This window comes from Desulfosediminicola ganghwensis (assembly GCF_005116675.2).
GTDB classification, from domain to species: Bacteria; Desulfobacterota; Desulfobulbia; order Desulfobulbales; family Desulfocapsaceae; genus Desulfopila; species Desulfopila ganghwensis.
In genome coordinates this window covers 876490-901033 of sequence record NZ_CP050699.1, presented here as the reverse complement: position 1 = coordinate 901033, position 24544 = coordinate 876490, and the positions used below count along the sequence as shown (strand labels likewise).

The following is a 24544-nucleotide window of genomic DNA, read 5'->3' as shown; positions in this document are numbered from 1 at the left end:
AACAACAGAATCATTCTGGTTGAATACCCAAAGTCTTCTATAGGCGGATCACAAAACGCCGGCCCCTGCACGAAATACACGAATTAATACTATTGAATATAGATATTTAAGAGAATCGTCCGTCTCTACAGGTATACTTCATCTACTTTCAGGACAACTGATTATCCATGGCGTTCATTGAAAGGTAGAAACGCTTGTCCCGTGGCCAACCCGAACTGATTTACCCGCAAAACGTGTTATTTTTCTTTCATAATTCCGATCCTTTTTTAGAAAGGGGGAGCACCTCATGACCTACACCGACTTCAGACCAATGAGCACGCGACTCCATTCTGCACTCATTTCCCTTCTCCTGGTGCTTGCCTTCAGTCAGCACCTTTATGCGGCCCAGCCAGACAATACACTGATGTTAGCCAAAACCTACCAGGGACAGGTATTGGATGAACAGTGGCTCTGGAGTGAAAAGCTGGATGGAATCCGGGGGGAATGGAACGGCAGCAGGATGTTGACCAAGAAGGGTAACCCAATAGACGTGCCTGCATATTTTACTGAGAACTTTCCACCTTTTCCGCTATCCGGTGAGATATGGGGCGGAAGACAGACTTTCGAGAGTACCGCAGGTATAGTCGCCACCTCCGGCGAGGATAAAGGCTGGAACAGCTTGAAATTTGGAATCTTCGATGCAAAAGACTCCACACAGCCCATCGAAAAGCGTATCAACAGGGCCCGTGAATGGTTTGCCAAACACCCTTCCCGATATGCCTTCGTTATACAACAATCCCCTGTGCATGGAGAAGAGCATCTACAATCACTGCTCAAAGAGATCGAGGCAGGAGGCGGCGAAGGTATTGTACTGATCCGCAAGGGCTCAAAATACCAGCGAGGGCGATCAGTCGATATACTCAAAGTCAAGAATTTCACTGATACAGAGGGAGTGGTAATCGGCTACGTTCCCGGGAAAGGGAAACATGAAGGACGAATGGGCTCACTTGTGGTCGAGCTGTACCAGAATAGAAATATACGGTTTAAAATCGGCACCGGTTTCTCCGATCAACAAAGAAGCATCCCCCCACCAGTTGGCGCGCTGGTCACCTTTAAGCATACGGGCTTCTATAAATCCGGCAAACCGAGGTTTCCTTCATTTATACGCATTCGCAGCATGAGCGGCGAAATGCTGTAGAACTCACTGACAGGCCTATTCAGCACCGCCAAACAGATATATTATTACAAGTGTACTATCTTCTCAGAGGAGGTCCCGCCGGCACTTCCTCTGGGAAGATAACCATCGCTGTCTGCAGCGAGGTGGTTTGTGGCTGAAGAGGTGACCCGCCAAACTCATCACTGAATGAGCTTACCGTCTCCATAACTCTCTGGCCTTGAAACAAATCCAGCTGATTTAGATAGTATTTCCCCTTGGAGAAAAATTCACTTTGACCTGCAACATATAACCTGAACGGACAAAGCCATTGGACTACATGATGCCCGCAGACACAAAAATTGACCTTGTATTGAACGTTATCCGGCTGGCGGAATACGCCCACAGAAACCGGCCACAAGGCCCTCATTTTCGCAAGGCCCCGCCAAGGCAGGATCGCGCCTGTTATTTCGTCCATCCAGCCGAAGTTGCCTGGCTGCTCGCCGATGCCGGCTGCAGCCATGAAGTTGTCGCTGCTGGTTACCTCCATGACGTCATCGAGGACTGTGGTTATACAACCGAACAACTTGCCGATGAAATCGGCAACACCTACGTAGCAGAGCTGGTTGAGTGGGTTTCACGGCCGAACGCAACAGCCCCAGACCGCCTTAAACCCGCCTTGGAAATACGCAACAGCAATTATCTGGAACGAATCAAACGGGCACCGATCGACGCGCTGAACCTGAGCTGTGCAGACAAAACTGCTAATTTGCGCGAAATGTGCCACTGGTCAAAGAAAGGTTACCTTGTCGATGAATTCACCAGCCGGGACCACTCAACCCAGCTGGTGAAATTTATTGCCTTGAATGAGGTTTTCCACGACAAAGTTATCCCTCAAATTTACACCCGCTTTCAAAACACTTTAGCTTCCTTTCAAGGCCTGGGCCAATAACCAGCCCTGCCATTCACCAACCAGCACTCGTTCAAAAGGATTATGGTGTGTTCTGTTTTCAGCTAGCAACCGATGATTTTACGGCGAAACTTCATTTAGGGTGTCAGCCCCTTCAACTGTTTCAATGTATCTGGCCTAAGTGATATACTATTAGTACGAAGACCGTCAGAGATACGCAGGGGCTTTGAGAGAATGCAATTCAAAACAGTTCAGCGGTGAGATCTGCCGTTAATAATACTGCTGCCGCCATCTCCGTTGCATCGCCATCGACATGTAATCAATGCATCGGCCAGGCAGCCATTCTCGACCATGGAGGGATTGCCATGAAAATTGAAAACATTCTCCTGCCGTTTGACGGCTCCACCCATTCAGTAAATGCTGCAAGGTATGCACTTGATTTGGCTAAGTTTTACAAAGCGCACATCAACATTCTTCACTGCTATGACGAGTGGGATGCAAATTTAACGGAAATTCCTGAAAACCTGATCCTGGAAATCAAGGCAAACAGGAAAAGAGAGGCGGACAAAATGTTGCAAAAAGCCGAGGAGCTTTTTAAAGACCAAGGTGTTGGCTACTCTCTGGAAACAATCAGCGGTGAACCCGGCCACGTGCTGTCAAACCGATCAAAATCCAAGAAGTATGATCTGATTATTATGGGCTCTCATGGCCATTCCGACATCGCCGGGTTATTCCTGGGAAGTGTCACCCATAAGGTGCTCAACACCATTTACTGCCCGGTATTGGTTGTGCCATAAGCTGCAGAGCCGGATATCAGATCTCCTCAAGGCAAACATCGAGACCGTACTCTCAAGATGAGTTCGGCCTCGATGTAGAATGAACAGAAATACAGGCCTTCTACCTTTCGCAGTCAACCGTAATCGACCTGAGATCTGCCCAAAGGGCCTGTCGGAAAAACTCCTCTGTGCGCAGTCCAGCTTTACCCGCTTTTCCGGATTGAGTTGAGCAGAAATTGCAATTCGCCCAACCCCATCAGTAAAATGGGTTTGGGAAATATTTCTTGCCGTCGAAACTGTTGAAAAAAACGTTTGGCGGTTTCGGCAATCCGGCTATTTTCCAGGCAACCATCGGATTGCAGAACTGCTCCGTTACACAGTCCGCCGTGGAAGCATGAACATTTTTGCACACATATCTCATAATCGGAAAGTTATCGAATTTCCGGTGATACGCCCTCATAAACATGATGATGTCTCGTTGCTCTCTCCCCAAATGGTCTATTCCTTCCTGTGCCGCCAGGGCCTCGGCAACATCCTCGTTCCAATCCTCGGCGTGGCAGAGAAATCCTTCCACATCTATCTCTATATCAACATTTCCAACATGTAACTGTCCCATAACAAACCTCCGTGGAAAAAACTTTTCCCTTCAATCGGAAGATTAGCCTCCGATCATAATTAAAAAGTAATAGCTGGCGGCAGGTTGTCAAATTTGGCCGGCGGTTCTGAAACCATGTAAAGTCTATAAATTACAATCTGTTAATCCTGTTTTTACAAACAGAGCAGTAATAATCCCAAGAGACTCCATCTTGAGATAGTGTTCAAACCGAATTGACACATCACAGCCACGGCTTTATTGCACCTGCTGTATCAATGTTATGGCTTGATGAGTGAGGAATAATTCGAATGAGAAATGCTCGACATGACGGGGCCGGCGACGATTCTAAAGCAGGCATTTTTTCCAGTTGATCGACGACGATCAAGTGTATGTAATAGATTGGATATTCAGCTAACGTGCAAATCTTATCTTCTGTGCCTCATTGATGCCTTGATGGTGTCACCGGGCGACTCACCGTACGCTTTTTTATAAAGCCCGGCAAAGCGACCAAGATGGGCAAATCCAAATTCATAAGCAATCCGTGTAACCGAATCATCCGGAGCTGGGCACAACAGACGCTGTCGGGCATTTTCCAAGCGTACCTTCCTTAGAAACTCCGAAGGGGTATATCCCCTTTCCCTCTGGAAAGACCTGTATATTGAACGAAGACTGTGCCCGGTTGCCAAGGCGACAGTTTTCATATCCAATGGGTTCCCGGCGTTTGCCTCCAGAAACTCTTCAACTTTCCGCACCTCTTGCAAGCTTGCAAACCTTGTCTGCTTCTCCATTATTTTCGAAATGCTGGAAGGCAATTCCAGTAAAATAAAAGAATAGAGTGCCTGCTGGAAACTCTCCTGGGCAACCGGTGAATCAAGCATGCCGTTTTTTCTGTTCAATTCGTTGATAAAATTAGAGAAAATAGCAACAAATGAGCTGACTTTCGGTGACTGCAGGTTGAGCTCAGGCTTGAAAAGAATCTTTTCTGTAAATTTTTCTCCACTCCAATCGAAAAGAAAATCCCTCAGCTTACTTTCATCCAGAAAACAGACCACGGACAGAGTATCGTCTCCGGAATAATACTCCACTTTTTGATTGGGGGACAATACGCTTACCCTGCTATGGTCAGCTCTTGAGACTCTGGTGCCATTAATGGTACAGAACAGGCTCCCCCTTATGCAGAATTGAAAAGCCAGCTTCCCTAATGCCCCCTCCGGACCGCCAGTTGCAATCTCTTTGGTAAAGCAATTTGAAATGATCGTCATTTTCGACAGATTTCGTGCGTAGCTGTGCGCTATGAATGGCCGCTCCCCTTTCCCCGGTTCGATGACTACTTTCTGCTCAAACACATCAGTTAAAAAACGCCTGGTACCTTCTACACCAGCTTTTTGCAATACTGGAAATTGTGAAAGCGGTGTTCCGGCAAAACCTAAGGTTTCCATAGCTATCATCAGTGGTTGTAAGGGAAAGGTAGAATGCTGTTCGTATCATTTACCCACAACCCAGCCTAACTGTCAATCACCCTCATCTTTTAAACCTGCCAGCAAGATGACAAGCTAAAGGATCGGCATGGTGTTTTCCTATAGCGCACATTCATGGAGATAAACAGCTTGAGCTACCGCTCCAGTTCGACGAACACCGGGGTCCCCCGAGTCCATTCCCCGCCACTTTCTGGCAGAAATCGGATAGCAAATGAAACGCTGCAACTTGATAATAAAGAGCATGGAGTCGCATTAACCGGTTATTTGGCAGCTTTTCCTACTTGAAGCCACTCCGGGCCAAAGTCATCACCAAAGGAAGCACTCAGATAAAAGTAATCATTACCAGGTAATTACGCCTGCATCAAAGGAGGGGGGGCATGACAAAATGGGAAGTCTTGAATTGGTTAGGAACATCATCGCTTCTGATATTGTCAATCTTAATCACTCACACCAGCTACGCGGAAAGTACTGCCACAAGTATGGATGATCCCAACCTGACCGAAGAATGTCGGCGCCTCCGTTCCGACATTAACGCTGATCTGGGAGAGATTCTCGGGGCCGGCTGTGAACCTACGACCGGCCAGATGTCCAAGCTCATGGACAACCCGCTTGGCAATGTGGCCATGTTCATCAACCAGTTCGACGTCTATTTCATGGAAGACCCAGCCACCGGTATAGACGAAGTAAAAAGTGGCTATACCGGTATCCTGCAATTTCCCAAAGGAATCGGAAGAGAATGGAACATCATCAACAGGGTTGTTTTTACAGTCCCGAGCATGCCATTGGATCAGGATAAAATCGACGCCGCCGGGGCAGGTAGCGACTATGGTGAGGGCCAGGGCCCGATCCTCCCCCCCGACAGCAACGGCCCCTTGCTTCCGGTTCAGGCCTTTGATGGTCGCACCACAGGTTTTGGAGACATGTATTACGTGGGGCTCCTTTCCCCGAAAGCAGGGATAAAGCATGAAACCGGCGGCACCTCTGTCTGGGGACTCGGCTTCGATCTTGGGCTGCCAACAGCAACGGAGGATGTGCTCGGCACAGGCCGTTGGTCTGCGGGGCCCTCTGCTCTTTACGCCTATCTTGGCCCCAAATGGAAAATCGGAGGGCTGTTGCAGCAATACTGGAGTTTTGATGATGATGACCGTAATGATGTCAATCTGACCAACCTGCAGTATTTCGTCTACTACGCGCTGGACGATACAACATCACTCGGTGCCGGGCCGAATATCATCGCCAACTGGGAGCAGAGCAGCGGGAACGAGTGGACAGTCCCTGTCGGCTTTGGCGTCAACAAAACAATCCAATTCGGCAAGATACCGGTTCGATTCGCGCTTGAAGCACACTATTCGGTCATTACACCCGACGATGTGGTCGGGGCTGAATGGGATGTCCGTTTTATGATTATCCCCGCAGCCCCGTCGGCATTATTCAGCTGGATGCAATAAAACCTGTCCCAAATGCATGGGTATCTGTGGAACTTATGGTGCCTGCCATCGGTTCATTACGAATACTGGCACCCCTGGTCAGGCTGGGCAGGTGGACGACAACACAAGGAGATTTATAATGAGATCCAGAACGTTGCTGTTACCCGCTTTACTGGTTTGGCTGCTCCTGCCGGCTCCCTCCCCGGCAGAACAGGCAGCACCCATCCAGCATGATTCTGAGCATTATGTTCTTCTCCACCAGTACCAGGATCAATGGGCGGCGGAGGATAAGGAAATCGACGACATGCTCGCTGAAATCCGCAGCGCAAACGGTGGCAAACGGCCTAATATCATATACATTCTGCTTGATGACATGGGCTTTGGTGAGTACGGAATTCCGGCATTGACCAAGGTCCGCGGAGGCAGAACACCCAGCATCGACAAACTTGCCAGCGAGGGTGTTACCTTTACGCGGATGTACGCGGAAAACATTTGCACTCCGACCAGAGCAGCATTCATGACCGGCCGACTCGCTGTCCGAACCGGTATGGAAGTCACCAAGGTCACACCACCGGAGGGAGTTGGCCTCAACGGTAAGGAGATCACAATAGCTGAGCTGCTGTCTGCGGCAGGCTACGCCACACATCATATCGGCAAATGGCATCTGGGGGATATCAAGGAAGCCTATCCAATCAATCAGGGTTTCGATTACGCCTCGTTCCCGATGCACAATCAGGTCTCATACAGTTTCACCACACGTGACGCTGAACTTGATGGAAAAACCACGGCCTTCACGCCCGAGGCTATCGACCCTGAATATGGACTCGACAAGACCTTTCGTTTATACGACTGGGTGACCCAGGTCGAGGGCCAAAAAGGTGGAAAACTGCGTGAATGGGGGATCGAGCCCGGTCAACGGCCTGACATGGAATTCTACAAGCGTGTCAACGATCGGCTCCAGGAGCAGGCGCTCGATTCACTGCGAACACTGGCCCAGGGAGACAAACCGTTCTTCCTGAATTACTGGCCACAAATTCCCGTCGCCGTTCTTCGTTCCACCGATGATGAGAACCAGACCCCCAATGGCGGCCGCTGGGTAAACGCCATGGCGGTTGTCGATGGTTACGTTGGCGAGCTCATCGCTGAATTGGAGAATCTCGGTGTCGATAACAATACCCTGGTCATCGTGATGGGCGACAATGGTGTGATGTATCAGGAGCTCGGCACGTCCGGCTATTCTGAATGGATTTTTCGCGGTCATAAGGGCAGTTCGCTGGAGGGGGGCCACCGTGTCGGCGCTTTTGCCAGGTGGCCGGGTGTCATTGAGCCTGGTTCGATGATCGGTGACATGATCTTCGTTGGGGATCTGTACACCACTTTTGCCCGCATCGCAGGTAACACCGACGGCATCCCACGAGACAGGATCGTGGATGGTATCGACCAGACCCCTCTGCTGCTGAAGGGAGACACCCATGGCCGCAGAGACTACATCCATCTCTACGAGATGGATCAATTACGGGCGACGGTGAAGCAGCAGTTGAAAATTCACTGGCCGGGCCCGGGGACCAATCCTGCCCTGGCCGGAATTTATAATCTGTATTGGGATCCGCGCGAGGAAAACCCGCTCAGGACTGGTGGCGTCTGGGCAGGTACGTCATTCGTGCGCATGCGCGTCCAGCACCTGCGAATGAAGGACAAGTTCCCTGACTGGAAACCTGCCCGGGGCATGCCATACGAAGATGTTGAAAATATTCGACCAGAATCTAAAAAAATGGTTGAAACCTGGCTCCAAATATATGGAGATGCCAAAGATGTGGTACTTGGTGTGGAATCAGCTGGCAACTAAGCTGTTGCGATCACTCATCGTTTCATAGAGAATATCCATGAAACGATGAGTGATTCCGTAAACTGCCGTATGGCTACCAGTAAATCTGTAAACCGGCCAGGGGGCCCTGCTGGAGTGCATCACAGGCATAGCTCTCCTCGCCGGAGCCACTCACAGAATCATGCCAACCAACACCTCCCCCATCGCTCCTCTGGTCAAAAACTATTGTAAAAGGTGGTTCTTTACCACCACCGCGCGTTATTGCTGCCGTTCCTGGTATCCAATGCATACTCAGAAAACAGGTAGCCCCCGTTTCAGTTATCTCCAGTCAAAACCATTCGACGTTAGTCACTTAGAGCCAATCTTACTTAAAGTAGGTGAGGGCAGACTGGAGGCTCAACAGTTTCAATAATCTTCTTCTAAATACCAAAGCTAAACTTCACGAAGTAAGCCGTGAGGAGCAAGGAGGGAGGGGGAATCAGATTCAATAATGCCATCGCATGCCTAGCCAAAATACTGAGCCAAAACGCTATGCAACATCTCAGTCTCCTAAGATAATTCATAGAAGCTGAACGACTGCAAATGTTGAAGAGCCATTAGAGATAATTAAGAAATTCATCATGATTCATGGTTCATGTTTCGGCTAGGCCCATTGCCAGGGATGGACTCAAACACGCTGGCCTGACAAGAGCTGTCAGCGGTTTCATACCCGCTTTTGAGATTGGAAAAAATCACTTTCTTCCAATCTGATTTTGTGAAAGAATTAGGCGTATTCTTGATTTTTTATCGCTTCGTCCATCGTTCATTACCCAGAAGTTTTTTAGTTACACGCAGAAACACACTGGCCGCCAAGCACGCCATAACCGCGGCCATTCGATCTACATTCAGAATGTAAACTCAGTGCGGTATTGCGCCATACATATCCGGCAATACCGTCGAGCAAGGTTTCGTGGTAAGAACACCGATTACAATCTGTATTTCGGCTCTACAATTCTACCCGTGCTAGAGAAAAACAGGAGAAGAGTATGCAGAAATCAACAACGTTCGTGATCAGCTGTTATTTTTGTGGGGCTATTGCCATACAGTTAGCCATACAGTTAGTTTTGGCATCTTTGGCCGGAGCGGCAGGCTTGTACCTCAACGAATTTGGTACACCGACCATGGCCACTGCCGGCGCAGGGGCGCAAGCCCTTGCCGACGACGCCTCCACCTCATTTCATAACGCCGCAGGCATGACTCGTCTTGAAGGCAACCAACTCATGCTTTCCGGCGGTCTTGTCTACACCGATATTCGATTTGATCCGGATCCCAACACCCCGGTGCCTGGCAATGACGGCGGCCAGGCGGGTGGCCCGGGGCCTATTCTCGGCGGCTTTTATGTGCACAGCCTGAGCGATGACCTGAAGCTTGGTCTGAATGTAATATCCATCTCCGCAGCCATTTTGGATTTTCAAGACGACTGGACCGGTCGCTACCTGCTTGAGGAGGTGACAATTTTCACAATCAGCTTAAACCCGTCAATCGCCTACAGGGTCAACAAAAAACTCTCCATCGGTGGCGGTGTTGCCATGATGTACGGCAGCCTGGACGAAACAGTTGCGGTGCCAATACAAGGTCAGGAAGACGGCTCGGTGAACATTGATGGCGATGATACCGAGTTCACCTTCAACCTCAATGCCCTGTATGAGTTTACCGATAGAACCCGTATTGGTTTATCCTATGCCTATGAGATAGAGCCCTCTTTTGGGGGCGACGTCACCTTGGATCCGATTTCGCTCTCCGCCGGAATAGATGCCACCATCACCTTCCCACAATTTATTAAACTCGGCCTCTTTCATGAGATAAATGAAGACTGGGCTTTTCTTGGCACCATCGGCTGGGAGAACTGGAGTGCTTTTGAAAATGTTATCATCTCAACCGCCAGAGGGGATCAGCGCCTGCCACGGAATTTTGATGATACCTGGTATTTCGGCGCAGGCTTCCAGTACACCATGGGCGAAGATTGGATCTTACGATTTGGCGCCGCCTACGACACCAACCCCATTGATGATCCCAAGGACAGAACCGTCGACATGCCGTTTGATGAACAAATTCGCCTGGCTTGCGGGTTCAACTATGCCTGGAGCGAGAATATCAACGTCGGGGGCGCCTTTACCTATGCCTATTACGGGGAGGCAGAGATTGAAAACAATCTGCTCATAGGCGAATTCAAAGATAACGATCTATATTTTCTCTCCATGAATGTGAGCTGGAAATTTTAGATCGAATACTTGGCAGTTAGCTTGCCAGCGTCTGATTCATAGGTAGCTGGCCCCCGCAGCCTCCTGTCCGCTCTTTTTCGAGCCGGGCGGGAGGTTTTTCTACGGCTGGCACCTGAGCCACCAGAGACCAGCCGGCCCTGCCCTCCAACCTTATGACAAATTCATCCCGCTGAGATCTAGATAAATTACTTCTCAATATCCCAGCCTCCTAGCTCCTAATCCCCTAACCCCATTTTAGTGTCGACCCGGAAAATGATATACTATTTGTAAGGGGTTTGTCGGAAATTCGGCACTATCCCCGATAGCAGGCTCTTTATGAATTGCCCAACGGTGGAAACCGTTGTGGAATTTGCAGCCGCCATCCCTGCGACACCGGGCCGGGCGCTTGCTTCGGTTTCGCAAGATGCGCACTCTCATTCTCGCTAGAGGAGGACTCGGCATGAAAATCGAAAAAATTCTCCTTCCCTTCGACGATTCCGTCCATTCCCAAAATGCTGCGAAGTTTGGCCTTGACCTGGCCAAACGCTATTCCGCCCACGTCAGCATCATCCACTGTTATGAAGAATGGAACGCCAGCGTCGCAGAGATTCCGGAAAAACTGATTATGGAAATCAGAGCCAACGCCAGAAGAGAAGCTGAAGCCCTGTTGCAAAGAACGGAAGAATTATTCAAGAATCAGGGCATTGAATATTCCCTGGAATGCGTCGACGGTGAACCAGGTCACGTGCTTGCGAACCGCTCAAAATCGAAGCAGTATGATCTGATCATCATGGGTTCCCATGGCCACTCCGACATTGCCGGGCTGTTTTTGGGAAGCGTCACCCACAAGGTGCTCAATACCATTTACTGCCCGATCATGGTTGTTCCGTAACCCCGGATCCCAGGTGGAGCACTCAATCATATCTGTGAACATCCAGCAGCCATGTGCAGATGACTTTATCCGGTAGTGCCCGATCTCCATGCAAGGGGGATGGAGGTTCGACAAGATGATGGATCAGCGTAAATTGCGCAAGGCGAAATATTGCCCACCAATAGAGGCCTTACTCCAATTTCAAATTTCCGATGATATCTCTAATCATTCGTCTACAAACAAAGAAGTTTTGAGCGAGTTCGATGACTGCGGTCACACCAACCTTGCCTGGAGGGAATTACACCATGATCAGACAGATTCTCTTGGGAATATTGGCGCCACTTCTTGCCCTGGGTGTAGCGAATAGCTCTCAAAACAGCGCTCAGTCGCCGGCCATCCAGCCCGAAGCGTTGGAAATACTGCACCAGATGAGCGATTACCTTAATTCGCTTCAGCAATTCACTTTCCATTCCGACAATACCATCGATACCGTGCTGCAGTCGGGGCAGCAGATCCAAATGAGCGCCCGGGCGGAGGTAACGATCAAGCGGCCAAACCAGTTCCGGGTCTACCGGCAAGGAGACGATTTCGACCAGGAGTTTTATTTCGACGGCCAAGCGATGACCTTATATGGCAAGACAATAAACTACTACGCTTCCATGAAGCTGTCGAAAACCGTCGATATAAACACCGCACTCGAGCTGGCCCAGGAGGAAGTCGGGCTCTCAATACCCGGCTCTGACCTTGTCTATCATGACGCCCACCTGGAACTCCTGGAAGATGTACAGTCCGGAATGGTGGTCGGCTCTAGCGTTGTTGATGGGGTGGAGGTGCACCATCTGGCTTTTCGGGGCAGTGAGGTGGACTGGCAGCTCTGGGTGGAAAAAGGAGAAAAACCGCTGCCGAGAAAGTATCTGATCACCTCGAAGTGGGTAGCCGGCGCGCCCCAGTATACTGCGGTGCTTTCTGACTGGAATACCTCGGCCGAGGTGGATGACTCCCACTTCTCCTTTTCGCCGCCCCCAGAGGCTGAAGAGATCGGCTTTATCCAGCTACGCCGCCGCCCCGGAGCCAATACTGGAGGTGCCCAATGATCAAGCATATGACAACCATTGCCATCGCAGCGTCCTTTTGCCTGTGTGGACCAATGCTGGTTGAACTTCCCTTCAAACCGATCCAGGAACTCTCTTTCCTCGATGTCGCCTACGCCGCTCGTCCGGCAGTGCATCGGCGCGCACACAGGACCGCGCGTCCGGTCAGAGGGCGAACCAGAGTCGATGTGGATGTTGATGGCCGCGGTCGCGCCCGCAATGTCGATGTGGATGTGGATCGTTACGGCCGCCATCGTAATGTGGATATCGACGTTGACCGCCGTCCCGCAGTCGGTGCTGTTGCCGTAGGGGCCGCCTTGGTCGGGACCAGGGTAGCGACCCTGCCAGGAAGCTGCACCAGAGTCGTGGCCAACACTGTGACCTATCACAATTGCAATGGCGTCTATTATCGGCCGTATTACCAAGGGAACGAGGTGGTATACGTTGTGGTGGATAAGCCATAAAAGATGCCTGGATATGCACTGTTAAACAGGCCCTCGGCAAATACTTTTAAGGTGGGATGTATTATACGAATCCTGGAGGCATGTTATACGCTTCCTGATTTGACCAACTCCCTGGCAAACAGGGCTCCCAGAATCCCAAGAGATTCCATATCTATATAGTGTTCAACTGACTCCCGGAACAGGATTGAACATTGGGCAGGAAACTCGTCATCGGCATCGTTGAAACGTAAAAACAGTGGTATTCGCGACAGCAACTGAAACTGGATGGAGAGATCGAAAGCTCCAGCTTCTGTGCTGACACCCCCGTCTATCGCCAGGCACGCCTGCCGCAGTTCCTGTAGCCTTCCAGCAAAGCAACGCTCTATCGGGCCGGTTGTTTCCCTGGCGAAATAGTGCAGGAGAGGCTGTGCATCCCTAAACGAATGGTAGGCCGTCCAGCCACCCTCTTCCGGTATTTCAGCGGGACACATCAGCAGGTATTTAAAGATCGCAATACACACCTCAAACCTGGCCCGCCGACCTTCAGTATCGACAATCCCGGCTTTCGACGCCCGATACTCATCGCCCAGCAGGTTAACCTGCAACTCTTCACCTGAACTCCTCAGATTCAGTGTGGCAGCCACAGCAGCAAAATCAACATTCTCAAGCTGAGTCAGATACTCGGTGTACGTTTTGTCGAATACTTCGTTCTTCATGTTCATGGATGCCTCAGGTGTACTTTCAGCCCGCATTTTTTTATTGATTCAGGCACGGGCTCATCATTTTTAAATTCCCACAAAAAATTGGAAGTTGAGTTGATCAGAAAGAATGTATTGCCAACAAGACTCTTTAGCCAATCCTGCATATCACACCAACCCCGGTTCATGCAATTTCTGCAGGCTATCATGGGAGAATATCACCTCAATATCTTAAATTTTGAGATCGATTTAACCGTCAGGTTGAGTAGAATGCAATGGTTTGAAACCTGGTACTGCTGTCTTTTATCCATCATAACGATAAATATTTAGGTTGCTATGCAAAAGTTTCTCTTTACTTCCATACTGTTGTTCACTCTTTTCCTTGTTCCGCATACTCTTTTCGCCGAAGCAGTTCAGCCAACAGCCGAAGCGGAAAATGTCCCGAAAGTTGAGAACGGACCATCTAACATGCTTGCCTCCCTGCTTGATCTGCAAAAAAATCTTAACGAGCAGATTCAACTTTCTAAAAAGAAACTGCAGGAGAGCACTTCCGAGGCAGAAAAAAAATCCCTGGAAGCTGAAATCGCCCAGCTCGACAAGCAGCTATCTGAAACAGCCAACGATTTCGAACGAATTGCCACCGGCGTTGAGCTTGAACTGTTCATTCAAAAGAAGCCCCAGAGCTTCAGCTGGAAAGATGAACTGGCGAGTCTTGTGGAGCCGGCCATCAAGGAAATGAAGCGATTTACCGTCAAGGCCAGGCAGAAGTCCAACCTCAAGGAAAAGATTTCGGAATTGGAACTGCTGACTCAAAAGGCGGAAGACGCTGTATTACACCTTGATGAGACCTTGAAAACTTCAACCGACAAGAGGGTTCAACGGGAGGTGAGTGCATTGCTGCCTGAGTGGCAGAATGTGCATAGCAGGTTACAAAACAAACTCGATCTCTCTATTGCCGAACTCGCCAATCTCCGTGCCCAGGAGGTCTCCCTGGTTGAAGCGTCGAGTAAATCTGTACGAGATTTTTTCCGGGCCAGAGGGCTGTACCTTATTGTTGCCATCACCACCTTTTTCGCTATTCTGCTTGGTTGTCGTTTGTTATACCGCCTCATTGTCAGACTGAATTTCAAGGTCAAAAAACGTGATGGCCAGCCGTACCAGTTCAGGATGCTCTATATCATCTTTCAGGTAATGTCCGTCATCCTGGCAGTAATGGGGCTCTTTTTTGTTCTCTACCTGGCCGAGGACTGGTTTCTGCTCTCCATGGCGATCATCTTTTTCCTTGGCCTTGCCTGGACGATTCGCCAGGGCCTGCCCCGCATGTGGCAGCAGGCCCGCCTGATGCTGAATATCGGTTCTGTTCGCGAAAAGGAACGCCTCATTCTGCACGGCGTTCCCTGGCGGGTTGCCTCCATCAATGTTTTCTGCAAACTGGAAAATCCAGCCCTGGATATGGAACTCCGGGTTCCTATTGAAACAATCATCGGTCTCGTTTCCCGTCCCTATCATCCGGAAGAACCCTGGTTTCCCTGCCGTAAAGGAGACTGGGTTGTGGTTAACGGAGGTTCACGCGCAAGAGTCGTGAGTCTTTCCCATGAACAGGTCGAAGTGGTTGAACGAGGCGGACGCAGGTTGACCTACCCGACAGAAATTTTCCTCGAGGCCTGTCCCGCCAATCTCTCCCGCAATTTCAGACTGCGCGTGCCTTTTGGCGTCAGTTACGGACTGCAGGATAAGGTGACCTCTACAATTCCTGCTGTATTCAATCAATATCTGCAGGAAAGGCTTGAAAAGGACGGCTACGCCGGGAATTGTCTGAATCTTCAGGTGGAGTTTCTCCAGGCCAACGCTTCCTCGCTTGATCTGATCGTGCTGGCGGACTTCGATGGCAAAGTTGCAGATATCTGCAAACGGCTCGAACGAGCCATCCAGAAATATTGTGTCGACTGCTGTACAGAAAACGACTGGGAGATCCCTTTCCCGCAATTGACTGTACACCAGGCAGATGAGGCAAACCTGCCGGACAGTCAAAATGACCCGACACCAACCATTGCCCAGTAGGGTTCGTTTGAAATAGCTGGTTCCTGTCACGAAATCAACAGGAACCAGCAAGGAGTCAGGCCTACGTGGCAGGTGCATGGGCGGTATACGTTAAACTCATATACTTAACGGCACATGCGCCTGATGTTACTACGCCAAAAATCCCCTATCTCCTCAGCCTCACTGGTGCAACACAACCGAGTCTCCCATCCTTTTTCGTCGGAGAGCCTGCTGCTTCAACGCCTGAATCACCCGGTCTGTATTGTAATACTTTAACCATAAAGATAATGGCAGCGCCTGAAGCATATTGTAGCGCTCGCTATTCATGATAAAATTACAATTTAATTACCGGATCCCGACTCGTGATCAACTTTTTATTGGCCCGTTCAGCTCCCCATGGGATTATAATAAAGTTACCTCTTGGGTATAACCGGATCGTCATTATCCCCGCAAAGTGCAGTAAGGCCAAAAGGAGGGAATCGCATGGACCAGAGAAAAATAGCAGCTGCAATAGACGGCTCTGATTATTCGGATAAAGTAGTTGATAAAGCAATTGAATATGCTCGCCTGCTCGATGCCAGGATCCTTCTTATTTACTGCCACAGGAAATTTCCGAAAATTCTGGGTCACCCTTACAGAGATCATATTATCTCCGCGATAATGGACGAGACCAATGAGACGGTAGCGCCATTCGTGAAGAAACTCACCGAAAGCAAAGTACCTTTCGAGGAACGATTCATGGAAGAACCGGCAGGATCGATGATTCCCCAGATTGCCGAATGTGAGCAGTGCGAACTTATAATCATGGGCTCACGCGGACTATCCAATATCGAGGGATTATTGATAGGTAGCGTCACCCACAAAGTTCTGCATATCGCCCACTGCCCGGTGCTGGTGGTGAAATAACGTCTCGCGGGACGTTTGCTCAACGTGATGCTCAACGACACCGAGTTCAACCTGATACTGGATCGCTACAACAGGCCCTGGAAAGGTTATAGAAAAGTCCGCAAAGGGCCTAAGAAACGAATCAGTTTACACATGGAGTCACTCGACTGCAGATCTGTTGATGAGTACCTGGATAAGCTTGCAGGAAATGCGGCTGAAGAAGAGGAACTGCTTTCATTTCTGCGTATAACCATATCCAGGTTTTTCAGAGATAGACAACTTTGGGCCAGTCTCAAAGATATGGTTTTTCCATCCCTGCTTCAACGAACGGATACGCTTGACATCTGGTCCGCAGGCTGCAGTTGCGGTGAAGAGGTCTATAGCCTGTGCATCCTGCACCATCTCCATTTTGCCGATTCAGGTTCAATTAAAATCCTGGCGACCGATGCCAACAACACCTGTTTAGAACGGGGCCGGAAAGGGATATATCAAAAAAGCAGCCTCCGGGAAGTGGATGCAGGTATATTCTCGACATACTTTTCACCTTCGAACAAGCGAAATGAATATGTAATTAAACCGTTGTTCAAAAATCGCATCATCTGGAAACAGCACGATTTCTTCACAGCACCGCCCGACAAAAGGTTTGATCTCATCCTGCTTCGCAACAACCTGCTCACCTATCATTCTCCGCACATACAGGCAGAAGCCCTGGACCGGATCCTGCGCACATTAAAACCGGAAGGGTTTCTGATAACAGGCTCCCATGAAAAACTGCCGGAGCTGTCATCCAACCTTATCCAAACAGATTTTTGCAGCATGGTCTATCAGCTCGTTGCCTGAGCATCTGCCTCCCACAGTTTATCCATTTCCTCTGCTATGCATTTGGAATTCCACCCTTTGCCGAACGCACGACCGCACTTAAGGTTCAATCCCCTCCCCTCATTGGATTATTCAGGTGCAGATACCGACCTTCAGATCTTTCAATTTCAGTTAATTGAAGGAAGGTCAAGACTGCAGCAGGAGTGCACCCCAGACCTATTAACTGTCTCTGATTCATTCTTCTGGGAAAAATCATGCATATACAGTTTGATTGCCTGACTACACGTTATTATAAGTGAAGAGGTGTGGTTGTGTTTAATTGTTGAGCAAACTTCAATAACCGCAGAAGACATCGAAAAAAATGGAATGGAGGAAATTTGCAACAGAATATCACCACCCGTCAGCCGTTTTGGGATCTTCTACGACAATTACCATCAGAAGAAGAGTATTATCTTGAAAGGTGGTCACTGCGTATGCAGCAGGCAGGTTACCTGAGCCTGACCACCGCTAAACGCGATGACTGTATGAACGCTCTGGATTGTTTTATCAAACCCATGCAATCACATTACCACCTGGGGGTGACCTCTCCGGATTTTGCCTGGCTCATCCAAAACCATGACCAATGGGCTCAGCCGCAAATTGAGACAGCCCGCAATCATCAGGGAAGGGGTGTAACCTGGGATATGTATCTTGGGTGTTTTAAAACATTCCTCCATAGCCTGTTCGATGTGATCGACCTTCTGAAAGCCGGGGAGGATGAAAAACATGGTGCTCGCAACCATATTCGACTCTATGGTGATGCACTGGAAGTTCTCTTTGTAAAAGACTGGGTTCAATGCCAACCTGAGGCGGCATCACACCAGCTTGACCAAGTAAATAGACTTCTAACCCTGGAAAAATGCCGTTTCGAAAATATCCTCAACACCACTTCGGACCTGATCTTTGTTATCGACAGTCACGGGATCGTCTCCAATATCAATATTGCTGTGCAACAGGTATTACCGAATAATGAAGTTCTCAATGCTCCAATCTGGGAATCACTGCCCATCGAGGGGCAGACTATGGATGAAATTCTCAAATATTATCCTGTCACCACTGCATTTGAGGTAGCTCCCTTTAATGATGGCAACATATACAGAATGCAGCTCAGCCCAATCAGTAATGTAAGCCTCGCAAGCGACGAATATCTCCTGCTTCTATCCAATATCACTCCACAAGCCCTTCAACGGGAAACCCTGGAACGAATTGTCTCCGAGCGAACAGAGGACCTATTGACCAAGACCTCCCAGCTTGAGGAAATGAACATCACACTGCGCAACATACTCAAAAGTATAGACAAGGAGCAGGAAGGTATAATCGACGACATTTCATCCAAGATCAGCACCTTCGTACTACCTGTACTTGATCGGATCGATGCCGAGCCCGACAGTTCGATACGTAAAGGATATGTCACCATAATCCGTGATCAGCTTGATCGACTCGTACATGGAAGTAAACTGGCGAACCCTGTTCTTTTGAAGCTGACCTTTATGGAAACCCGGATATGTCAGTTTATCCAGGCCGGGCATAGTTCCAAGGATATTGCAGACAACCTCAACCTTTCACTGGAAACAATTCAGACCCATAGAAAAAATATCCGGCGAAAACTAGGGCTCCATGGAAAAAATGTCAGCCTTTACGCCCACCTCAAGACCATTGGCCTGACCTTTTAAGCCATAATCTCACCCGACATAACTGACCGCTTTCCACAAGCATTTCATACAGGTCACGTATATTCGGTGCCGGTTCTGTTCTGCCATCATCAGATCCTTTTTGATAGCACTATTGATAACATAGCATCTTTTCCATCACTGGGTATATAGGCATACCCACTCTTTACCCATCTTCTCGTCTATGACTCTTTCACGAACCCGGTATAGTGGATCAAGATTGATGTTGAACTCCGGCCATGTTGTCTCGGAGACATCATGAGATAGCAACACTCGACCAACCACCCTGGAGGTTAGGCTCAATGAACAGAACCATTGCCTGCAAAAAGGCCGCAGCTTTGAGAAATTTCTTCTCCGCCATTCATTCGGAGCATCTCAGATCTGCAACAGATCAGATTTCCGAACTTTTCGAGATTGATTTCGAGGAGCCTACCGACTGGGTAGAAGTTGAATACGATTTCAACCGCCTCTTCGTAGGCCCGGGCACAGTGCCTGCGCCACCGTATGCTTCCGCCTATCTCGACGAGCCCACACTCATGGGAGCCCCCTCACTGGAAGTCAGGCAATTTTACGTGCGGCTTGGAGTTGCTGTCCCCGACCAGGGAAGCACCCCTGATGACTTTCTCGCGTTTGAACTCGATGCAGTCTCGGTTCTCGATGCAGCCAAATTCCACGGTGACCTGGAGCTGGAGCAGCATATCGACGAATTCATCACCACCCACATGTGTGGCTGGATACCCAGGTTCATTGATGCTGTAGAGAGCCAGGAGAACGTCTCTTCTCCTGTATCCACAGCAATTATGGCCTTGTCAAGCTGGCTCAAAAACGACTGCCCTGCTTTTAGAGCACCGAACAAATAACCGCGTTTATCAGACCACAAGAGGTACATTCAATGAAAGACAGGACAAACCTAACACTTAGCAGACGCTCTCTTTTGAAAGGAATGGCAGCTGCCGGAGCCGCATCCATCTTACCCTGCAGGCTGCTGACCCCCAAAGAGGCTATTGCCGCGGGCTTTGACCCAAATGAGTATCAGACCTTCCGCAACGCCTGCCCGAGAAACTGTTATGACACCTGCAGCATCAAGACTTACGTTCAGGACGGGGTCATCAAGTATATCGAAGGAGCCCCCGAGTCCACCTACACCAAGGGCGGACTCTGTGTAAAAGGCTATTCCTATCCCCGCAGGGTCTACAGCCCGGATCGAATTAAATATCCGATGATCCAGGATGGCCGTCGTTCCGGCAAATGGCGTCGGATATCCTGGGATGATGCCCTGGACCGTATTGCCAAAAAGATCCTCGAACTCAAGGAAACCGATGGCAACCTGCTTGGAATGGGGTTAACCAAATATTCCGGCAATTTCAGTATCACCAGTTACGGTGTCGAGGGCATGATGTCTTCGCTCGGTTACACCACCCGCTTTGTCGGCACTCCCTGCTGGCCTGCAGGTATTGACGCCCAGAACTATGATCTTGGCGATATGTGGTGTAACGATCCCGAGGATATGGTGAAATCCAAATACATCATCCTCTGGGGCGTCAACCCGGCCTGGTGCGCAGTGCACTCCATGAAATATATTCAGGAGGCCAAGAGACAGGGCGCCAAGGTTCTCGTTATTGACCCGATTTTCACCCAGACAGCCGCAAAAGGCGATGTATTCTGGCAACCAAAGCCTGCAGGCGACGGTGCTCTTGCTCTCGGTATGGCAAAGCATATCCTCGATAAAGGATTGGTGGATAATGATTTCGTAAACAGCCATGCAGTCGGCTTCAATGAATTTGCTGACTACCTCAATAACAACATTACAGTTGAATGGGCAGCCGAAGAGAGCGGTATTCCTGCCCAGGAAATCAGACAGATCGCTGAGGAATTCGCTACCGCTGATCCCGCAACCATCTGGATCGGCTACGGTATGCAACGTCATACCAATGGTGGTGCCTCCGTACGCTCCATCGACGCTCTGGTGGCCATGACCGGCAATGTCGGCAAGGAAGGTGGCGGTGCACGCTACGGCCATCTCCAGACCTGGGGATTCAACTACCACGCCATGATTCAGTCTCCACCCGAGGGCTCTGTAGGCTTCTCTGGTGCTGCCGCACGGGGCGAGTTTGATTTCACTGAGGGTGACAAATCGAGCTATTCTGACCGCACCGTCAATATAAACAAAACGGCCCAGGAGATCCTCGATATCAAGGACCCGTCGCTCAAACTGTTCTGGGTAGCCTGTAAGAACCCGTTTGCACAGGATTTTGACCGACCGAAGATGGAGAGAGCCTTCGATACCATCGACCTGGTTGTCTCTGCCGAGCAGTTCTTTACAGAAACCGTTGCCAACTCCGATATCGTGCTGCCTGTAACCACTCTCTTTGAAGAATGGACGGTAAACGTCTCATACTGGCATTACTGGATGGGCATCAATGAGCAGGCTATCAAGCCGCTGCATGAGGCGAAATCAAATCTCGAGATTGCTGCAGCTCTCTCCAAAAAACTCAATAGTCTCTCCCCCGGCTCATGTACCTTCCAGGAAGAACTGACCACCGAAGACTGGACAGCAAAAGAGTTCAACCAGGGCATATATGACTATTTCGGCATAAAGGACTGGAAAGATCTTAAAAATGGTCCGGTCAAGGCAAAGCTGAAATCTTCTGCCTCCTGGAGTGATAAGAAATTCGGCACCCCTTCGGGCAAGTATGAATTCAAGTCTGAAATCTGTGCCGAACACGGTCACAAAGCCCTGCCTGAGTTTAAAGAGGGACGCAAAGCATACGACAAGTTCCAACTGCTTACCCCGCATACTCAGTTCGCCCTTCACTCACAGTTCGCCAATCTCGACTGGATGAAGGAATTCAACAAAGAACCATTCGTCTACATGCACCCGGCAGCAGCCGCGGCAAAGGGCATAAAAGATCTCGATATGGTCCGGGTCTTCAACAAGGTCGGTGAGCAAAAGGTCAAAGTTAAACTGACCGATAACGTTTCGAAGGATTGTCTCATTATGTACGAGGCATGGTATGGCAAAAATACCGATTTTAACGTCCAGAATCTTGTTGATGATGAGTCTGCCGATATGGGAGCGTACAAAGCCGGTGCCCCAGGTGCTGCTATTCATGGTCAATTTGCCGATATTGAGAAGGCCTAAGGAGCTATATAATGAAGACACCAAATAAATCAAAAAAACAGTACGCATTTCTGGTAGATTCTGAAGACTGCGTAGGTTGCTATTCCTGTGCCATGGCCTGCCGCAACTACTACCACCATGAACAAGGTGTGGTCTGGAGAAAGCTTTACCCGCTGCAGGAGGAGAGCTATCCGCACCGCGAGCGCGCATTTTTCTCACTGGCCTGTAACCACTGCGAAAACCCTGCCTGTCTGGCCGAATGCCCTGCCGACGCCTACACCAAGCGTGAAAAGGATGGTATTGTGGTCCATCACCAGGAGAAATGCATCGGTTGTCGGAACTGTCTCGACGCCTGCCCTTATGGCGTGCCACAGTTCAATGAAATTGAGGATCGGGCCGAAAAATGCAGCCTCTGTCATGAGCGGATTGACGCCGGCCATAAACCGGCCTGCACCCAGTCATGCCCAACCAATGCCCTGCGCCTGGTTGAACTGTCGCAACTGGCGGGAAAAAAAGTGGTTCAGTACCCTGCGGGCCACCCAAAAGAAGAGCAGATCAACCCTTCAACCAGGTTCATCCTGCCGAAGGCTCCGAAAATAATACGTAGATAGCTGTACACGCAGCAATCTGCTGTAAGATATACGGCCCGGGTGCCGGGGATTGACCTTTCTCAATCCCCGGCACCTGCATCTGCACCCATTGGCCCAGCCTTGTCGCGACCCATTCCAATAGAGTTCATGGGAGATCATGAGACATTCGAAACTCAGCGCCATTCCCCCCACCTCTTCGCCCTCATCAACTCGCCGGGATCGTGTCAGTCAGCCCCTATGACCATAGGGTTACCTTTTGAGGGGTCAGCTCCTGTAGACTGCTTTCGGTTGTGGTGGTGCTGCGGCAGCGGCTTTTACCATTGTCCGGTTTTTCAGCTGCACTCTTGAAACATACTTGCGGTTGGCCTTTGTATCAAAAACGATTTCCGGCGGATTTTCTGCGAGGTATTGCTTTTCCTGCTCAGCTGTGACGGTTGCGGCGATGTTCGCTATATCGTCATGAAGTTGTGGAAAGTTTTTCTGGATGTGCCCAATCACCTTAGCGGCTTTTACGTATTGCTTCTGCCCGGTATAGAGCGCTGCCAGTTCCGCCCATACCCAACCCTGCTCTTTGGCCTTGAGTGCAGCAAGGTAGTCTCGTTCGGCCGGAGTATGCTGGCTGAGCTTTGTGTAGTGACGGCCACGATACACAAGGTATCTTGATTTTTCAGTAGGCGATGTCGCACTCTCGATAGTTTTGGAGAGCTGTACGATCGTATCCCCAACGGACGCCCCCCAGGCCACCTGAGCAAGCAGGCTCATCATCATTACAAATGCCACTATTTGAAACCGTTTCATAGCATTACCCCAGTAGCAATACTTCCCCGGTGCGTACACTCTCGCCAGTACACACACCTATGTCGCGACGTACTTCTCATCGTATTGAATTCACAAGATATACCAGGAGGAAGTAGACCTTGACACCAAAGCTGAGTCAATAGGTACAATCACCTAATTTCCGACAGATATTTTCCTTTTACCTGAAGCCCCGGGAACAACAGGTCAAATCAGAGGATCAAGCAACCAGCTATCTTTTCACACTTTTTCTTCCATGATCAGTAGTGTATTAATTTGATATCACAACACAATGGAGGAAGACAATGACAGCAGAAGAATATACGGATATCAGCGTCAAGCATGAAAACGGAGTTGCCAGAATTACCATCAGCAGGCCGGATAAGCTAAATGCCATCCGGATTAACACCTACAGGGAAATCATTGCAGCGCTCCGGGCGGCAGATGCATCAGAGGATTGCCGCATTATCGTTTTGCAGGGCGAAGGTGAGCATTTCACTGCAGGCAACGACCTGTCTGATCTGGTCGGCCCGAACCTGCATGAGGTGATGAATTGCGTCCGCGATATTTTCAACACAGTCGCACAACTGAAGAAAGTGCTCATCGCTGCTGTGGAAGGTGTCGCCGTCGGAATCGGCACAACGATTCTTCTTCATTGCGATATAGTCGTCGCTTCTTCAAGCTCCAGATTCAGGGTGCCTTTCGCCAACCTCGGAGTCTGCCCCGAAGGCGCCTCGAGTTCGCTGCTCCCCCTGGTAATAGGACAAAAACGAGCTCGCGAGGTGCTGCTTACCGGCAGGTTCTTCAGCGCTGAGGAGGCACTCTCCTGGGGGCTGATCAACCAGGTTACGGAGCCGGGTGGTACCGAAGAAGCTGCAGAAAAATACCTTGATACGCTGCTCAAGCAGCCGCTTAGTTCCCTTCTGGCCACCAAAGAACTCATGCGCGCATCCCGGCCGGACGTTCAGACCGTTGTTGACGAAGAACTCAAGATATTCGGGGAACTCTTGCAGGCAGATGAAACCAGTGACCGGATCAAGGCGCTATTGAGATAATTGCGCGATAGGGTTTGCAAATCAACGTCCAGAGATTTTTGGGT

Annotated in this window: 22 protein-coding genes; 17 read left to right on the top strand and 5 right to left on the bottom strand. The window is 49.7% G+C overall.

The features are described 5' to 3' along the window. Positions 1–286: 286 nt before the first annotated feature. From FCL45_RS03925 to FCL45_RS03915, 3 genes are all read left to right on the top strand, one after another. On the top strand, positions 287–1177 hold the full coding sequence (locus FCL45_RS03925) for a DNA ligase (protein ID WP_136797493.1): 891 nt from the start codon (positions 287–289) through the stop codon (positions 1175–1177). A 295-nt stretch (positions 1178–1472) separates the two neighbouring features. Next, the gene (locus FCL45_RS03920) at positions 1473–2084 is read left to right on the top strand and encodes an HD domain-containing protein (RefSeq protein ID WP_136797495.1); all 612 of its coding nucleotides are present in this window, start codon (positions 1473–1475) and stop codon (positions 2082–2084) included. A 323-nt stretch (positions 2085–2407) separates the two neighbouring features. Further along, positions 2408–2839: a universal stress protein gene (locus FCL45_RS03915; RefSeq protein WP_136797497.1), complete on the top strand. Its 432-nt coding sequence runs from the start codon at positions 2408–2410 to the stop codon at positions 2837–2839. A gap of 235 nt (positions 2840–3074) precedes the next feature. Here FCL45_RS03915 and FCL45_RS03910 read toward each other — a convergent pair whose 3' ends face one another. Further along, positions 3075–3434 (bottom strand): TusE/DsrC/DsvC family sulfur relay protein, encoded by a 360-nt coding sequence (locus tag FCL45_RS03910; protein WP_136797499.1) that lies wholly within the window; start codon positions 3432–3434, stop codon positions 3075–3077. Between the two features lie 404 nt (positions 3435–3838). Beyond that, positions 3839–4852: an AraC family transcriptional regulator gene (locus FCL45_RS03905; protein ID WP_167495765.1), complete on the bottom strand. Its 1014-nt coding sequence runs from the start codon at positions 4850–4852 to the stop codon at positions 3839–3841. A 416-nt stretch (positions 4853–5268) separates the two neighbouring features. Between FCL45_RS03905 and FCL45_RS03900 the strand changes: the two genes are divergently transcribed. After that, positions 5269–6339 carry a transporter family protein gene (locus FCL45_RS03900; protein WP_136797503.1) on the top strand — a complete coding sequence of 357 codons (1071 nt, stop codon included), beginning with the start codon at positions 5269–5271 and terminating at the stop codon, positions 6337–6339. 118 nt (positions 6340–6457) lie between these two features. Further along, positions 6458–8164, top strand: coding sequence for a sulfatase-like hydrolase/transferase (locus FCL45_RS03895; RefSeq protein ID WP_167495766.1), 1707 nt, complete (start codon positions 6458–6460; stop codon positions 8162–8164). 73 nt (positions 8165–8237) lie between these two features. Here the strand turns inward: FCL45_RS03895 and FCL45_RS03890 are convergent, their stop codons facing one another. Next, a complete protein-coding gene (locus FCL45_RS03890) occupies positions 8238–8432 on the bottom strand; it encodes a hypothetical protein (protein ID WP_136797506.1) in 195 nt (64 codons plus the stop codon). A gap of 736 nt (positions 8433–9168) precedes the next feature. Here FCL45_RS03890 and FCL45_RS03885 point away from each other — a divergent pair. From FCL45_RS03885 to FCL45_RS24320, 4 genes are all read left to right on the top strand, one after another. Beyond that, positions 9169–10404, top strand: a complete 1236-nt coding sequence (locus tag FCL45_RS03885) for an OmpP1/FadL family transporter (RefSeq protein WP_136797508.1) — start codon at positions 9169–9171, stop codon at positions 10402–10404. 439 nt (positions 10405–10843) lie between these two features. After that, entirely contained in the window at positions 10844–11275 is a 432-nt protein-coding gene (locus FCL45_RS03880) for a universal stress protein (protein ID WP_167495767.1), read from the top strand. Between the two features lie 284 nt (positions 11276–11559). Beyond that, positions 11560–12348 carry a DUF2092 domain-containing protein gene (locus tag FCL45_RS03875; RefSeq protein WP_167495768.1) on the top strand — a complete coding sequence of 263 codons (789 nt, stop codon included), beginning with the start codon at positions 11560–11562 and terminating at the stop codon, positions 12346–12348. Next, positions 12345–12809, top strand: coding sequence for a hypothetical protein (locus FCL45_RS24320; RefSeq protein ID WP_217907662.1), 465 nt, complete (start codon positions 12345–12347; stop codon positions 12807–12809). Before FCL45_RS03875 ends, FCL45_RS24320 begins: the two co-directional genes overlap by 4 nt. Positions 12810–12892: 83 nt before the next feature. Here FCL45_RS24320 and FCL45_RS03865 read toward each other — a convergent pair whose 3' ends face one another. Then, entirely contained in the window at positions 12893–13510 is a 618-nt protein-coding gene (locus FCL45_RS03865; RefSeq protein ID WP_167495769.1) for a DUF3786 domain-containing protein, read from the bottom strand. 312 nt (positions 13511–13822) lie between these two features. Here FCL45_RS03865 and FCL45_RS03860 point away from each other — a divergent pair, with 312 nt between their 5' ends. From FCL45_RS03860 to FCL45_RS03830, 7 genes are all read left to right on the top strand, one after another. Further along, positions 13823–15547, top strand: coding sequence for a hypothetical protein (locus FCL45_RS03860; RefSeq protein WP_136797516.1), 1725 nt, complete (start codon positions 13823–13825; stop codon positions 15545–15547). 462 nt (positions 15548–16009) lie between these two features. Continuing rightward, positions 16010–16432 (top strand): universal stress protein, encoded by a 423-nt coding sequence (locus tag FCL45_RS03855; protein WP_136797518.1) that lies wholly within the window; start codon positions 16010–16012, stop codon positions 16430–16432. Between the two features lie 27 nt (positions 16433–16459). Beyond that, positions 16460–17251 carry a CheR family methyltransferase gene (locus tag FCL45_RS03850; RefSeq protein ID WP_176359997.1) on the top strand — a complete coding sequence of 264 codons (792 nt, stop codon included), beginning with the start codon at positions 16460–16462 and terminating at the stop codon, positions 17249–17251. A 356-nt stretch (positions 17252–17607) separates the two neighbouring features. Continuing rightward, the gene (locus FCL45_RS03845; RefSeq protein ID WP_217907661.1) at positions 17608–18942 is read left to right on the top strand and encodes a LuxR C-terminal-related transcriptional regulator; all 1335 of its coding nucleotides are present in this window, start codon (positions 17608–17610) and stop codon (positions 18940–18942) included. A 299-nt stretch (positions 18943–19241) separates the two neighbouring features. After that, positions 19242–19799, top strand: coding sequence for a TorD/DmsD family molecular chaperone (locus tag FCL45_RS03840; RefSeq protein ID WP_136797521.1), 558 nt, complete (start codon positions 19242–19244; stop codon positions 19797–19799). Positions 19800–19831: 32 nt separating this feature from the next. Next, a complete protein-coding gene (locus tag FCL45_RS03835; protein ID WP_136797522.1) occupies positions 19832–22081 on the top strand; it encodes a molybdopterin-dependent oxidoreductase in 2250 nt (749 codons plus the stop codon). Positions 22082–22092: 11 nt separating this feature from the next. Then, positions 22093–22671 (top strand): 4Fe-4S dicluster domain-containing protein, encoded by a 579-nt coding sequence (locus FCL45_RS03830; protein ID WP_136797524.1) that lies wholly within the window; start codon positions 22093–22095, stop codon positions 22669–22671. A gap of 243 nt (positions 22672–22914) precedes the next feature. On the opposite strand, the gene FCL45_RS03825 is transcribed toward FCL45_RS03830, so the two are convergent. After that, positions 22915–23448 (bottom strand): hypothetical protein, encoded by a 534-nt coding sequence (locus FCL45_RS03825; RefSeq protein WP_136797526.1) that lies wholly within the window; start codon positions 23446–23448, stop codon positions 22915–22917. A gap of 302 nt (positions 23449–23750) precedes the next feature. Here FCL45_RS03825 and FCL45_RS03820 point away from each other — a divergent pair, with 302 nt between their 5' ends. Then, positions 23751–24500 (top strand): enoyl-CoA hydratase/isomerase family protein, encoded by a 750-nt coding sequence (locus FCL45_RS03820; protein ID WP_136797528.1) that lies wholly within the window; start codon positions 23751–23753, stop codon positions 24498–24500. The last annotated feature ends 44 nt before the right edge of the window (positions 24501–24544 follow it).

What these genes read in the sequence shown, in the direction of transcription:
- FCL45_RS03925 (WP_136797493.1), top strand. Translation starts at nt 287, where the DNA reads ATGACCTACACCGACTTCAGACCAATGAGCACGCGACTCCATTCTGCA.
- FCL45_RS03920 (WP_136797495.1), top strand. Translation starts at nt 1,473, where the DNA reads ATGATGCCCGCAGACACAAAAATTGACCTTGTATTGAACGTTATCCGG.
- FCL45_RS03915 (WP_136797497.1), top strand. Translation starts at nt 2,408, where the DNA reads ATGAAAATTGAAAACATTCTCCTGCCGTTTGACGGCTCCACCCATTCA.
- FCL45_RS03910 (WP_136797499.1), bottom strand. Translation starts at nt 3,434, where the DNA reads ATGGGACAGTTACATGTTGGAAATGTTGATATAGAGATAGATGTGGAA.
- FCL45_RS03905 (WP_167495765.1), bottom strand. Translation starts at nt 4,852, where the DNA reads ATGGAAACCTTAGGTTTTGCCGGAACACCGCTTTCACAATTTCCAGTA.
- FCL45_RS03900 (WP_136797503.1), top strand. Translation starts at nt 5,269, where the DNA reads ATGACAAAATGGGAAGTCTTGAATTGGTTAGGAACATCATCGCTTCTG.
- FCL45_RS03895 (WP_167495766.1), top strand. Translation starts at nt 6,458, where the DNA reads ATGAGATCCAGAACGTTGCTGTTACCCGCTTTACTGGTTTGGCTGCTC.
- FCL45_RS03890 (WP_136797506.1), bottom strand. Translation starts at nt 8,432, where the DNA reads ATGCATTGGATACCAGGAACGGCAGCAATAACGCGCGGTGGTGGTAAA.
- FCL45_RS03885 (WP_136797508.1), top strand. Translation starts at nt 9,169, where the DNA reads ATGCAGAAATCAACAACGTTCGTGATCAGCTGTTATTTTTGTGGGGCT.
- FCL45_RS03880 (WP_167495767.1), top strand. Translation starts at nt 10,844, where the DNA reads ATGAAAATCGAAAAAATTCTCCTTCCCTTCGACGATTCCGTCCATTCC.
- FCL45_RS03875 (WP_167495768.1), top strand. Translation starts at nt 11,560, where the DNA reads ATGATCAGACAGATTCTCTTGGGAATATTGGCGCCACTTCTTGCCCTG.
- FCL45_RS24320 (WP_217907662.1), top strand. Translation starts at nt 12,345, where the DNA reads ATGATCAAGCATATGACAACCATTGCCATCGCAGCGTCCTTTTGCCTG.
- FCL45_RS03865 (WP_167495769.1), bottom strand. Translation starts at nt 13,510, where the DNA reads ATGAACATGAAGAACGAAGTATTCGACAAAACGTACACCGAGTATCTG.
- FCL45_RS03860 (WP_136797516.1), top strand. Translation starts at nt 13,823, where the DNA reads ATGCAAAAGTTTCTCTTTACTTCCATACTGTTGTTCACTCTTTTCCTT.
- FCL45_RS03855 (WP_136797518.1), top strand. Translation starts at nt 16,010, where the DNA reads ATGGACCAGAGAAAAATAGCAGCTGCAATAGACGGCTCTGATTATTCG.
- FCL45_RS03850 (WP_176359997.1), top strand. Translation starts at nt 16,460, where the DNA reads ATGCTCAACGACACCGAGTTCAACCTGATACTGGATCGCTACAACAGG.
- FCL45_RS03840 (WP_136797521.1), top strand. Translation starts at nt 19,242, where the DNA reads ATGAACAGAACCATTGCCTGCAAAAAGGCCGCAGCTTTGAGAAATTTC.
- FCL45_RS03835 (WP_136797522.1), top strand. Translation starts at nt 19,832, where the DNA reads ATGAAAGACAGGACAAACCTAACACTTAGCAGACGCTCTCTTTTGAAA.
- FCL45_RS03830 (WP_136797524.1), top strand. Translation starts at nt 22,093, where the DNA reads ATGAAGACACCAAATAAATCAAAAAAACAGTACGCATTTCTGGTAGAT.
- FCL45_RS03825 (WP_136797526.1), bottom strand. Translation starts at nt 23,448, where the DNA reads ATGAAACGGTTTCAAATAGTGGCATTTGTAATGATGATGAGCCTGCTT.
- FCL45_RS03820 (WP_136797528.1), top strand. Translation starts at nt 23,751, where the DNA reads ATGACAGCAGAAGAATATACGGATATCAGCGTCAAGCATGAAAACGGA.